Below are 12,742 nucleotides of genomic sequence, written 5' to 3'. Positions count from 1 at the left end.
GGATTATACGCTGGAACAACTTGGCGGGCTTGCCTAAACTCGGGCGGACCCTGAAGGAAAAGGCCAGGCCATGCTCGAATCCAAGCGTATTCTGCTGATTATTGGGGGCGGTATTGCTGCCTATAAGTCACTTGAACTAATCCGCCGGTTACGGGAACGGGGGGCCTCGGTCACACCTGTTCTAACTCGCGCCGCCGAAGAGTTTGTGACGCCTCTGTCAGTGGCCGCGTTGGCGGGCAGCAAAGTGCATCAGGACCTGTTTGATCTCACGAGCGAAGCTGAGATGGGTCATATTCAGCTGTCGCGGTCGGCAGATCTGGTGGTGGTGGCGCCTGCAACTGCGGATTTGATGGGGAAAATGGCCGCTGGTCTAGCAAATGATCTCGCGTCAACACTGTTGATGGCGACGGACACGCCAGTTCTAATCGCCCCCGCAATGAATGTTAGAATGTGGGATCACCCTGCCACGCAACGAAATCAGGAACAGCTCAAGGCAGATGGGATCCGGTTTGTTGGTCCCAACCAAGGCGATATGGCCTGTGGTGAATATGGTCCGGGGCGCATGGCTGAGCCTTTGGAGATCGTGGCCGCAATCGAAGCTGAGCTGGGGCAGGGGCCATTACTAGGCAAACGTATTCTGGTGACGTCTGGCCCAACACATGAGCCCATTGACCCGGTGCGCTATATTGCGAACCGTTCCTCTGGGGCACAGGGGGCTGCTGTTGCGCGGGCACTGGTCAACCTTGGGGCCGACGTGGTGTTTGTGACAGGTCCGGCTGATGTTCCGCCCCCCGCAGGGGTCGAGGTCGTGCGTGTGCACAGCGCGCTTGAGATGTCGAACGCTGTTGATGCTGCGTTGCCTGTGGATGCCGGGGTTTTTGCTGCGGCAGTGGCAGATTGGCGGGTGGCGTCAGCCTCGGACCGCAAATTGAAGAAGAGCAAAGACGGGCTGCCAGTTTTGGAATTCGCGGAAAACCCGGATATCCTCAAACGGGTGTCGCGATTGGAAAAGGGCCGCCCCGGTCTGGTGGTTGGCTTTGCGGCGGAAACCAATGATGTGGTTGAAAACGCGACCGCCAAGCGGCTTCGCAAGGGGTGTGACTGGATCGTAGCGAATGACGTGAGCCCGGCAACCGGGATCATGGGCGGCAGCGAAAACGCGGTGATCTTGATTTCTGACACCGGGGCCGAGGAATGGCCGCGTATGGCCAAAGATCAAGTTGCCGCGCAATTGGCGCAACGGATTGCCTCAGCGCTGAGCTGAGGGTCCGATGTCCTTAAAAAAAGAAGAACCAGAGGATGCACAAATGGTAGCGATCCGGGTCGTCCGCGACAAAGATGCTGATCCACAAATTGCCTTGCCCAGTTATGAAACAACAGGGGCGGCCGGCGCGGATGTCAGGGCAAATTTTGCTGACGGTCGTTCGAGTGTTGTGCCGCCGGGGGAACGCGCATTGATCCCAACTGGCTTGCGCATTGAAATCCCGTCTGGGTACGAGGTGCAGGTGCGTCCGCGATCTGGGTTGGCACTGAAGCATGGCGTCACAATTCCCAATGCACCCGGCACTATCGACAGCGATTATCGCGGCCCTCTTGGTGTGATCCTGCTTAACACAGGTTCAGAGCCGTTTACCGTCGGTCACGGGGATCGGATTGCGCAGCTGGTCGTTGCGCCTGTTGTTCAGGCGCAGTTCGACCTTAGCGATGATCTCGGATCTACCACGCGTGGGGCTGGTGGCTTTGGCTCCACCGGGAAAAGCTGATGTTTCTTGTTTTCTTCATGGCTGCGGTTCTCTGGGTCCTTGGGCTGATCATGGGGGTATCCCGCAATGCCCGCCTCAGTACAGTTGGGACGGTGTTTGGTGTTGTCCTGATGTTGCAGCTGGTACTGCCGGATGGACATCCGCTCCGTGAGGCAACTGGCCAATCTCCGGCACTGTGGCTGATGCTGGCCGGGGCCTTTGTGCTGGCTTTGATCTATGGTCAGGGTCTTAAGGCGTTGCGCCAGCGGGCGAACAAAAAGGAACCTGAAATGCCAGAAAAAACGGGGACTTTCTCTGAAACCGAACTCGACCGATATGCGCGCCACATCGTTTTGCATGAGCTTGGTGGAGTTGGGCAGAAACGCCTGAAACAGGCCAAGGTTCTGGTAATCGGTGCAGGGGGCTTGGGGTCTCCAGCCTTGCAATACCTGGCCGCCGCTGGTGTCGGAACTATCGGGGTTATCGATGATGATGAGGTCGAAAATGCGAATCTGCAGCGGCAAGTCATTCATCGTGATGCGGATATCGGAGTGCCCAAGGTATTTTCCGCAATGCAGGCGATGGAGGCACAGAACCCAAATGTGGTTGTGCACCCATATCATCGTCGCTTAACCGACGAAATCGCAACGGACCTGTTTGCCGACTATGATCTGATCTTGGATGGGACCGATAATTTCGAAACTCGGTATCTGGTGAATAAAACTGCTGTCGAGACAGGTAAGCCGCTGATTTCAGGGGCGCTGTCTCAATGGGAGGGTCAGCTTAGCCTGTTTGAACCCGCCAAGGGCGCTCCCTGTTATCAGTGTATTTTCCCTGAGGCCCCAGCCGCCGGACTGGCCCCATCCTGTTCCGAATCTGGTGTTGTCGGGCCCTTGCCGGGGGTGGTTGGCGCGATGATGGCGGTTGAAGCTGTGAAAGTGATCACAGGGGCCGGCATGCCCTTGCGAGGTGAAATGCTGATTTACGATGCGCTCTATGGCGAAAGCCGCAAGATCACACTGTCTAAGCGTGCGGACTGTCCCACCTGCGGGTCTATCGCTGGATAGACCGACCGCCGTGCGCCGATAGGCGCGCGGCCACGCCCAACCTCTCTAAGGGGCATCTTTGATGCACCCGAGAGGACGGGAGAGCGCTGGCTTACGACAGGGCCAGGTCCAGATCTGCAATCACATCGGGGGCCTCTTCCAATCCCACTGACAGCCTGAAAACCCCGTCCCCGGCATAGGCACGATATGCCTCCAGATGAGCTCCGTTCAGATGGAAAGATGTGTCCATCAAGCCAGCTGTTTCCATCCAGAAAATTAAGCTGCGATGATGTCCCAAAGACACCGCGTAGTGCACGATTTGTAACCGATCAATCATCTGTTGCGCGATGCGTTGTCCGGTTGCGGCATCTCCGACCTGAAACGAAATCATGCCCGATGTATTGCGCATCTGGGTTGCTGCCAGATCTGCTTGTGGATGAGAGGCCAGACCGGGATAGATGACCTTGGTCACTTGGGGGTGCGTTTCCAACCACTCGGCAACGGTCTGTGCCCCCTGTTGGTGGGCTTTCATGCGCAAGGGCAGCGTTGCCGCACCGCGCGAAATCAGCCACGCGTTAAAAGGCGAAAGGATGCCACCGTGATGGATCGAAGCTTCGGCGCGCATGCGGGCGATCAAATCCGCGCGCCCCGCTACAGCTCCGCCAACCGCATCGCCGTGTCCGCCAATGTATTTGGTGATTGAATGCATGGTCAGGTCCACGCCCAATGCAACCGTATCCATGCCAAGGGGCGAGGCAAAAGTTGCATCGCTACTGTGCAACGCGCCAGCGGCCCGCGCCAACGCAGACACCGCAGCCAGATCGGTCAAGCGTCCAATGGGATTCACCGGGGATTCGGTGTGTATCAGCCGTGTGTTTGGTCTGATCGCGGCCGCCACGGCGGTTAGGTCGGACATATTGACTACGCTGACCTCGACCCCAAATCGGGGCAAGGTTTCGCGGGCCAATTCGGCAACCCCGGCATAGGAGACATCCGAAACAATCACATGATCCCCGGCAGACAAAAACGTCAAAAAGATCGCAGTCGCGGCCGCCATGCCTGAGGCCGTGCACAAACAGGCTTCGGTGCTTTGTAGGGCTGCGATCTTTTTCTCCAGCATTGCAACAGTCGGATTGTCCCACCGGGCGTAGAGGAATCCGTTGTCGCCCCCTTCAAGGTCATGTGCTGAGAACCCGGCGACTTGGTCTGTCACAAAAGTTGATGACATATGCAGCGGCGGGGCAGACGCCCCGGTTGCCGGATCTGGCGCTTCTCCAGCGTGAATTGCAGTTGTCATCGGGCCCATAGGCCGGTTTTTTTGCGTCGTCATTGCGCCCTCCCGTTTTGAACACATTGCGGGGGGCGCTCTTGTCCTGCAAGGGGCTTCACCACAGGGGCGTTCAATTTACGACCTCCCCTCTGGACCATTCCTGTCTGCGCTCCTAGCTTGTGCTCCAAAGGAGATCTTTATGACAAATCCGATCCTCGCCGACTGGCAGACCCCGTTCGAAATCGCGCCGTTTGCCGACATCAAAGATGATGATTTCGCGCCAGCGCTGGAACAGGCGTTGGCTGCCCATAAGGCCGAGATTGAAGCGATCCGAGACAACGCAGATGCCCCGACTTTTGCCAACACGATCGAAGCCGAAGAAGCCGTTGGCGAGGCGCTGAACAAGGTGTTGTCGGTGTTCTTCACCGTGGCAGGTGCAGATAGCAATCCCAAGCGCGAGGAACTGCAACGCGCGTTTTCCCCGCTTATTGCGGCACATTTTGCTGAAATCTCATCCGACAAGGTTTTGTTTAACCGTGTCAAAGCGGTGTGGGATCAACGCGATGCGCTAGACCTCACGCCCGAGCAGGACCGCATTCTGATGCTGGCGTATCGAAACTTTGTGCGCTCAGGTGGAGCCCTCGAGGGGAACGACGAAGTGCGGATGAAAGAGATCAAAGGGCGTTTGGCAACACTGGGCACTTCTTTCACCCAGAATTTGCTGGCCGACGAACGGGACTGGTTCATGGAGCTGTCCGAAGATGATCTCGAAGGTCTGCCGCAATTCGCGATAGAGGCCGCGCGGGCGGCAGGTGCAGAAAAGGGGGCGGCGGGACCCGTTGTGACGTTGTCACGGTCCATTATTGTGCCCTTTTTGCAATTTTCACCACGCCGGGATCTGAGAGAGATTGCCTATCACGCTTGGGCGGCACGCGGGGCCAATGGCGCAGAGACAGACAACCGCGCGATTGCCGCAGAAATCCTTGCCCTGCGTGAAGAACGCGCCAAGCTGCTCGGCTATGCCAATTTTGCGGACTATAAGCTGGAAACAGAGATGGCCAAAGAACCCGCAAAAGTGCGGGAGTTGTTGATGGCTGTCTGGGGTCCTGCCAAAGCACAGGCCGACGCGGATGCGGATGTGCTGACCGCAATGATGCAAAGTGACGGAGTAAACGGCCCGTTGGCGGCTTGGGACTGGCGCTATTATGCGGAAAAACGGCGCAAGGCCGAGCATGACTTGGACGAGGCCGAGCTGAAACCGTACCTGCAATTGGATCGGATGATCGAAGCTTCGTTTGATTGTGCGAACCGGTTGTTCGGGTTGGAGTTCAGCCCGCTCGATATTCCGCTTTATCATGAAGATTGCCGGGCGTGGGACGTGACCCGCAATGGCAAACATATCGCAGTGTTCATTGGCGACTACTTTGCGCGGGGGTCCAAACGGTCGGGGGCGTGGTGCAGTGCAATGCGCGCGCAGGCCAAATTTCCCAAAGTACAGTCCCCGATTGTGATCAACGTGTGTAACTTTGCTAAGGGCGATCCCGCTTTGCTGTCCTATGATGATGCGCGCACCCTGTTTCATGAATTCGGGCACGCGCTGCATCAGATGCTTTCTGATGTGACATATGAGAGCATTTCTGGAACCTCGGTCGCGCGGGACTTTGTGGAATTGCCCAGTCAATTGTACGAACATTGGCTCGAAGTGCCCGAAGTGCTGGCCAAATTCGCGACCCATGCCGAAACAGGCGAAACCATGCCCAAGGCAATGTTGGACAAAGTGTTGAAAGCAGCGAATTTCGATATGGGTTTTCAAACGGTTGAATACGTCGCTTCGGCTTTGGTTGATTTGGCGTTTCACGATGGGGATGCTCCAGCTGATCCAATGGCGAAACAAGCCGAGGTTCTGTCAGAGATTGGGATGCCCGATGCAATTGGCATGCGTCATGCAACGCCGCATTTTGCGCACGTTTTTGCAGGCGATGGATATAGCTCTGGGTATTACAGTTACATGTGGTCCGAAGTGATGGATGCAGATGCGTTTTCTGCATTTGAAGAAACGGGTGACGCCTTTGATCCAGAACGCGCGCAAGCTTTGGAAGAGCACATTCTCTCGACTGGCGGTTCACAGGACGCAGAAGCATTGTTTTTGGCGTTCCGAGGGCGTTTGCCCGGGGTCGAGGCCCTGCTTAAAGGGCGGGGATTAACTCCGGCCTGAACGATGTTTGCCACGGCGTAATCCTGCAACACCCCATGACTGTATGTCGTGGGGTGCTTTGTTTTCTTGCACTGCACGCGCTCTGTGATTCAATAAATTAAAAAACAATTAAAATTGAGCAGAGGGCAGGCGAAAATGAATAATATGACGCTTATTGCAGAAGAAGACATTGCTCAGGGTGGGTATGATCCCGTTCTGGATATGTACGTTGAATTAATGGCGAATTGTTTAACTGACATGATCTATGGCGGTGAGCGCCCCATTATTCGACGCGGTCAGAAAGTTAAATTTGACGCCGGAAAGCGCGCAGCCGGCCGGGATTGGCCTGTTGTTGGCCATTCGATGGCTGGTTTGAAACGCTTGGCGAATTGCGCGTATCTGACGGATCGTGTTCTGATGGACAACATTCCCGGCGACATCATCGAAACCGGTGTCTGGAAGGGTGGCGCCTCGGCGATGATGCGCGGGGTTCTTAAGGCGCGTGGTATCACAGATCGCAAGGTGTATCTGGCGGACAGTTTTGAGGGTCTACCGCCCCCAAACGAAGAAGAATTCCCCGCAGATTCCGGCAGCCGCTTTCATACCCGTGGTCGTTTACGGGTTGGCACGGACATGGTGCGCAAGACGTTTGAAGCGTATAACCTGATGGATGATCAGGTCGAATTCATCGTTGGCTGGTTCAAAGATACATTGCACAAGCTAGAGGTTGAACAGTTCGCGCTCGTTCGGTTGGACGGGGACATGTATGAATCCACCATTCAGGCTATCGAAGCGCTCTATCCGAAATTGTCGACGGGCGGTTTCTTGATTGTCGATGACTACGGCGGAATCGAAGCTTGCCGGACAGCGATCCACGATTATCGCGACGAGCATGGGATCACCGACCCAATTCATAAGATCGACCACACAGGGGTTTGGTGGCGCAAAAGCTAATCGCCATGTCAGTGAATAAATTAGAAAGGGTATCCATCGGGATGCCCTTTTTCAGTTTCAGTACCCTAAGGCACGATCAACAACGTGCAGCAGCGGCTGGCCTGTTTCTGATCGCTGGATGTTGTCCGCAACAATTTGGCTGGCGGTCGTCGGACGTGTTTCTGAAGCAATGTGCGGCGTGACCGTCACGTTTGGATGCGCCCAATAGGGATCTTCGGTGGGCAAGGGTTCGACGCGAAACACATCCAAAGTGGCATGCGCAATCTGCCCGGAATTGAGCGCCTGTAAGAGATCATGATCATTGATCAAGGGGCCGCGCCCCGGGTTGATGATACATGCTCCCTTGGGCATGATTTCTAACGTTTCCGCCCGCAGTGTGTTTTCGGTTGCTTGGGTGTTGGGCAGCAAAAGGATTAAGATTTCTGCGGTTTCCAAAGCTGCTGTAAGACCTGCTGGACCATGTAAGCAATTGACGCCCTCCACGGTTTTGGCCGAACGGCTCCACCCGGTCACATCAAACCCCAATCCAACAAGAGCTTGCGAAACTGCTGCGCCCAAGGCGCCAAGCCCCAGAACGGTGACCTTGCGGTCCTGTGCGAGGGGGGGGATATCCTTTCGCCATACACCGTCTTGGCCATTGATGTGCGCGTCGATACCCAGATGATAACGCAGCGTATGCCCGGTTACCCATTCCACCATGCCCTGCGTTAAGCCGTGATCGACCATGCGGGTGAGCGGGACAGTCAGGGTCGCATTCCCAACCACATCTTCGACACCGGCCCATAGATTGAGAACGGCTTTTAGCCGGGTATAGGGCGTGAAATCCTGCACATCACTGTTTGGGGCGTAGACGATGTAATCGACCTCAGCCGGTGGGAAATCTGTCCGCAGATCGAACTCAAGCCCGGCGGCCTTTAGGGCCTCTGTCAACGGAGCTTGGTATGTTGTCCAGCGTTCTGCCTTGGCAGCAAACAGGATGTTGATTGTCATCTGGGGGCTCCTCGGGGGCGGTGAATGTGGGCACTTTGAACCAAGCCAAAAGCGAGCATCAAAACCAGCATGGCTGACCCGCCATAGCTGACCATTGGCAATGGAACCCCGACAACCGGTGCCAGGCCCATGACCATCGACATGTTGACGGCAAAGAACAGAAAGAAATTGATCGAAACACCAAGCGTGACAAGCGAAGAAAAACGATCCTTTGTGGCGATTGCGGTCGCGATGCAAAACACGATGATGAGGGTATAAAGCCCGAGCAGGGAGAACCCCCCGACGAATCCAAACTCTTCGGCTAATGTGGTAAAGATGAAATCGGTGTGTTTTTCGGGCAGAAAATTCAAGCGGGATTGAGTGCCTTGCATAAACCCCCGACCTGTCCATCCGCCAGAGCCCAATGCGATTTTGGACTGTGTGATATGATAGCCCGCGCCCAAGGGGTCGGACGATGGGTCAAGAAAGGTATCAATCCGGCGATATTGATAGTTTTTGAGCAGTTGCCAGTCCGTACCGCGCCCTTGGAACACGGCTGTGATCAGGCCAACTCCTGCTGCAATGACGGCGGCAAAGTACGCCCAATGGACGCCAGCAAGGAACATCAAACCCCCACCGGCCATCAACAACAGGATCGAGGTGCCAAGATCGGGTTGCCGTAAGACCATAAAGGTCGGAAGCAAGATGATAAGCACAGGTACCAGAACCCACAGCGGGCGCGAGGTTTTGTTGCCGGGAAGCCAGTCGTAATAGGCGGCCAAAACCATGATCAGGGTGATTTTCATCAGTTCAGAAGGTTGCAGGCGCATAAAGCCAATGTCGATCCAACGCTGCGCCCCCATGCCAACCGTTCCAAACAGCTCAACCGCAATCAGCAGCATGATAGAGACAGCGTAGGCCAGAACAGCCATGTTCCGCCAGAACCAGATCGGAACCAACGCGACCACGGTCATAACGCCCAAGCCCAAAACAAACCGTTTCATCTGGGGTTCTGCCCAGGGGGTGAACGACCCGCCAGCGACGGAATAGAGCATCAGAAAACCAACACACGCAACGCTGATTAGCAACAGTGTCAGGGGCCAGTTCATAAACAAGATCTTGCGCAGGCCCGTTGGCGTGGATTTGACCGAATACTCGAGATAGCTCATGCGCGGTCTTTGCCATCTGGGCGGGCTTTGGGGCGACGTCCGCCCTGCAATCGCTCTTGCTGTGCCTTTATGCGGCTGCGGTCTTTTTTGGGGTAAGCTTCGAGCGGTGGCTGGCCGTTGTAGAGCGCTTGCAGCATGACATCGCGGGCAATTGGGGCCGCCGCCTTTGATCCACCACCGCCATGTTCAACAACAACCGACACGGCGTATTTGGGATTGTCAAACGGCGCAAACCCAACAAACAGTGCGTGATCTCGGCGTTCCCATGGCAGGTCTTTGTTTCTGATGACGCCGGCGGCCCGTTCGGCGGCTGTAATGTTGCGAACCTGACTGGTTCCGGTTTTACCCGCCATCCGAAAGGCATCTGCGATAATGCGAGACCCATATGCAGTGCCGCGTCGTTCATTGCTGACCGCATACATGCCCCGACGCAGCCTGCGCAGATTGTTCTCGTTCAGATCCATAACCTCACCCGCGCCGGTTGGTTGTTCAACCCCGTTGGCGGATTTCACAAGGCGGGGCGACACACTGCGTCCTGTCGCAATACGGGCTGTCATAACGGCAAGTTGCATTGGGGACGCCAGCATGAACCCTTGGCCGATCGAGGCGTTTGCCGTGTCACCCACAAGCCAGTCCTGCCCGTGAACGCGCGATTTCCAATCCCGGTTGGGGGCAAGGCCGCGGGCAACGGCAGACATCGGGATATTGTGCTTTACTCCAAGCCCGAATTTTTGCGCCATTGCGGAGATCTTATCGATACCGACTTTGAGTGCCATTTCGTAATAATAGACGTCGCAGCTCTGCTTGAGCGAATTCAGCAAATCCACATGCCCGTGACCGCCGCGCCGCCAGCAATGGAACCTGCGGCTACCAACTTCGAGGTAGCCGGGGCAATACACGGTATCATCCGGTCCGGTAACACCGGCTTCAAGCGCGGCCAGCGCTGTGATCATTTTAAAGGTCGATCCGGGGGGATAGGTGCCCTGCACGGTTTTGTTGGCCAGTGGGCGATAGGTGTTCTCAGTCAGCCCGCGGTAATCGGCTAACGAAATACCCCGCACAAACAAATTTGGATCGAAAGAAGGGGCCGAAGCGATAGCTCTGAGATCGCCAGTTTCGCAATCGACGATAACGGCTGCTGCACTTTCGTCACCCAGTCGGGCCTGAACGTATTCCTGCAATTCGGCATCAACGGTGAGTTGCAGGTCAGCCCCTTGCTGACCTTCGCGTCGGTCCAATTCGCGCATGACGCGGCCGGTAGCATTGACCTCGACGCGTTTGGCGCCTGCTTTTCCCCGCAACAGGTCCTCACGTTTGGCTTCTAATCCGACCTTCCCGATTTGAAAGCGAGGGATCCGAAGCACCGGTTCGGGATCTGTGATCTGGCTGAGGTCATAGTCACTGACCGGTCCCACGTATCCAACCACATGGGCGAAATCATCGCTTTGTGGGTAAACGCGGGTCAGACCAACCTCTGGGGTGATGCCGGGAAGCGCGGGGGCATTCACCGCCACCTTTGAGATATCTTCCCACGTGATACGGTCCGCTAGTGTGACAGGTAAAAACGGAGCAGACCGCCGCATTTCAGTGCGGGCGCGGGCCAGCTCTTCATCGTTGAGGGGGATCAGACGGGTCAGGTTTTCAATGACTTTTTCGACGTCGCCCGCATCTTCGCGCACGATCACAACCCGATAAGACGGAATATTTTGCCCGATGATCTTGCCATTGCGATCAAAAATTTCGCCACGCTTCGGCGGGATCAGGCGGATGTTGATCCGGTTTTCTTCGGCAAGCAGACGGAACTGGTCGGCCTGATCAACCTGCATATAGCGCATGCGCATTGCCAAGCCGCCGACAAAAGCGGCCTGAATGCCACCCACCAGCAAGGTGCGCCGGCTCAATTTTCTATGTGTCGTTTCTAACTCACGAGGATTGCGTTTCATGCGCGCGCTCCCAAGACGTCTGCGTCAGCGGGGGTAAGCTTGCGCACACCCATCAGGGTCTGACTGATCAGGGCTACGATCGGATAAACGACAATCGTCAACAGAAGCTGGCAGAACACCAACCAAAGTGAGGTCAATTCGACCGCAGTGATGCCCAAGATGAGCCGATTGAAAACGGTGATTGCGATCAGAACCAATCCAACCGAGGCCCATTCGCCAACAAAGCTGATTTCCCCTTGGCCCGATACCCGGCTCTTGAGAAAGGCGCAGCCCGCAACCACCAAAGCCGCCCATAATCCGGGCGGGCGCTGCAGCAACAGGTCGGTTAAAAGAAGGGCCGCCGCGATGCTGAGCAGGGGCACATAATCCGGACGTCGCAACATCCAAGCAAACGTGATCGCAACAAGCAGATCAGGTGGGGCCCAACCCCGAGGCAGCGTTTCAAGCGGCAACAGCTGGAAAAAGAGCAGGGTCATGGCCAACCCAAGATATACGAAACGCATCCACCACACGCGAGACAGCCCAAGATTATCCATCTCCAGCCTCCGTCGGCGGCTCGAGCGTGAGGTTAATTGGACCAGCCGGCGTTACAATTGTTCCGGGGTCAGATACGGACTCGGTCCCATGATGGCGCAGCACTCGCAGGAACTCGAGCCGTTCATAGTCGGCTGACAAGCGCACCCGCATGCGGCCAGACGGATCTGCAGCGACCTGTCCAATCAGCAAACCGGCAGGAAAAACCCCACCATCGCCTGAACTGATAACCCGATCTCCGGGGCGAACCAGATCGGGGTTTTCCAGAAAATCAATGATCGGCGCGATGGTGTTGTCCCCCGCGATCAGCGCGGTCTGTCCAGACGGCTGGATCGTTGCTGGGACAGAGCTGGCGGCATCCGTCAACAGGATCACGCGCGCAGTGTTTCGCCCGGTTCCTGAAATACGCCCAACCAAGCCAATCCCATCCACTGCGGCCCAGCCATCAACGATGCCATCGCGCGCGCCCACGTTCAGCAAAACGGATTGCCGGAACGGAGAGCCACTGTCGGCCATCACGACGCCAGTGATATAAGTCAGACGCGGATCCAAGCGCACGTTGTTGAGATCCAACAGACGAGCATTTTCCTGTTCAAGCTGCAGGGCGGCTTCTTTCCAGGCCCGCATTTGGCGCAATTCGCTGCGCAACTCTCGGTTTTGGTCGCTGAGACGTTGATAGCTTTGAAAATCACGGAGCAGGTTGATGGCCCCGGTCACAGGCACCATGGCCCAGTTCATCGAGGGTACGACCTGATCTGTAATTTGAGAGCGGAACCGTTCTACACGCGGGCTATCGATACGCCAAACAAGGAATATACCCAACAAGCACAACAGGATAACACCCAGCAGCAGGCGGCGCAGGGGGGCGGCGTAATCCTCACGTTGTGATCGGTCGTTGGCCACGCGGGTCCTTTCGTCAAA

11 protein-coding genes are annotated in these 12,742 nt (G+C 56.3%); 5 read left to right on the top strand and 6 right to left on the bottom strand.

What is annotated here, in order from left to right:
* The first annotated feature begins 70 nt into the window (after positions 1 to 70).
* Genes coaBC through ABWV33_RS07895 form a run of 3 tightly spaced genes read left to right on the top strand, consistent with a single transcriptional unit; the run spans position 71 to position 2,809 of the window.
* Positions 71 to 1,264 (top strand): bifunctional phosphopantothenoylcysteine decarboxylase/phosphopantothenate--cysteine ligase CoaBC, encoded by a 1,194-nt coding sequence (coaBC, locus tag ABWV33_RS07905; RefSeq protein ID WP_353329906.1) that lies wholly within the window; start codon positions 71 to 73, stop codon positions 1,262 to 1,264.
* A 43-nt stretch (positions 1,265 to 1,307) separates the two neighbouring features.
* Positions 1,308 to 1,763 (top strand): dUTP diphosphatase, encoded by a 456-nt coding sequence (gene dut, locus ABWV33_RS07900; RefSeq protein ID WP_113825381.1) that lies wholly within the window; start codon positions 1,308 to 1,310, stop codon positions 1,761 to 1,763.
* Positions 1,763 to 2,809 (top strand): HesA/MoeB/ThiF family protein, encoded by a 1,047-nt coding sequence (locus tag ABWV33_RS07895; RefSeq protein WP_353329904.1) that lies wholly within the window; start codon positions 1,763 to 1,765, stop codon positions 2,807 to 2,809. The genes dut and ABWV33_RS07895 overlap by 1 nt, the downstream gene beginning before the upstream one ends.
* Positions 2,810 to 2,900: 91 nt before the next feature.
* Here ABWV33_RS07895 and ABWV33_RS07890 read toward each other — a convergent pair whose 3' ends face one another.
* Positions 2,901 to 4,118: a trans-sulfuration enzyme family protein gene (locus ABWV33_RS07890; RefSeq protein WP_353329902.1), complete on the bottom strand. Its 1,218-nt coding sequence runs from the start codon at positions 4,116 to 4,118 to the stop codon at positions 2,901 to 2,903.
* 139 nt (positions 4,119 to 4,257) lie between these two features.
* On the opposite strand from ABWV33_RS07890, the gene ABWV33_RS07885 reads away from it, so the two are divergent.
* Both ABWV33_RS07885 and ABWV33_RS07880 read left to right on the top strand, forming a co-directional pair.
* On the top strand, positions 4,258 to 6,273 hold the full coding sequence (locus tag ABWV33_RS07885) for a M3 family metallopeptidase (RefSeq protein ID WP_353329900.1): 2,016 nt from the start codon (positions 4,258 to 4,260) through the stop codon (positions 6,271 to 6,273).
* 135 nt (positions 6,274 to 6,408) lie between these two features.
* Positions 6,409 to 7,206, top strand: a complete 798-nt coding sequence (locus ABWV33_RS07880; protein WP_215193834.1) for a TylF/MycF/NovP-related O-methyltransferase — start codon at positions 6,409 to 6,411, stop codon at positions 7,204 to 7,206.
* A 57-nt stretch (positions 7,207 to 7,263) separates the two neighbouring features.
* Here ABWV33_RS07880 and ABWV33_RS07875 read toward each other — a convergent pair whose 3' ends face one another.
* Genes ABWV33_RS07875 through mreC form a run of 5 tightly spaced genes read right to left on the bottom strand, consistent with a single transcriptional unit; the run spans position 7,264 to position 12,724 of the window.
* Positions 7,264 to 8,196, bottom strand: coding sequence for a 2-hydroxyacid dehydrogenase (locus ABWV33_RS07875; RefSeq protein WP_353329898.1), 933 nt, complete (start codon positions 8,194 to 8,196; stop codon positions 7,264 to 7,266).
* Positions 8,193 to 9,344: a rod shape-determining protein RodA gene (gene rodA, locus ABWV33_RS07870; protein WP_113825376.1), complete on the bottom strand. Its 1,152-nt coding sequence runs from the start codon at positions 9,342 to 9,344 to the stop codon at positions 8,193 to 8,195. The genes ABWV33_RS07875 and rodA overlap by 4 nt, the downstream gene beginning before the upstream one ends.
* Entirely contained in the window at positions 9,341 to 11,287 is a 1,947-nt protein-coding gene (gene mrdA / locus ABWV33_RS07865) for a penicillin-binding protein 2 (RefSeq protein WP_353329896.1), read from the bottom strand. The genes rodA and mrdA overlap by 4 nt, the downstream gene beginning before the upstream one ends.
* A complete protein-coding gene (locus ABWV33_RS07860; protein WP_121998395.1) occupies positions 11,284 to 11,823 on the bottom strand; it encodes a rod shape-determining protein MreD in 540 nt (179 codons plus the stop codon). Before ABWV33_RS07860 ends, mrdA begins: the two co-directional genes overlap by 4 nt.
* On the bottom strand, positions 11,816 to 12,724 hold the full coding sequence (mreC, locus tag ABWV33_RS07855) for a rod shape-determining protein MreC (RefSeq protein WP_353329894.1): 909 nt from the start codon (positions 12,722 to 12,724) through the stop codon (positions 11,816 to 11,818). Before mreC ends, ABWV33_RS07860 begins: the two co-directional genes overlap by 8 nt.
* Positions 12,725 to 12,742: the final 18 nt, after the last annotated feature.

The sequence above is a fragment of the Phaeobacter sp. NW0010-22 genome (assembly GCF_040365955.1).
Lineage (GTDB): Bacteria > Pseudomonadota > Alphaproteobacteria > Rhodobacterales > Rhodobacteraceae > OMPR01.
The sequence above is the reverse complement of the archived record's forward strand: the minus strand, read 5'-3'. Positions and strand labels throughout refer to the sequence as shown.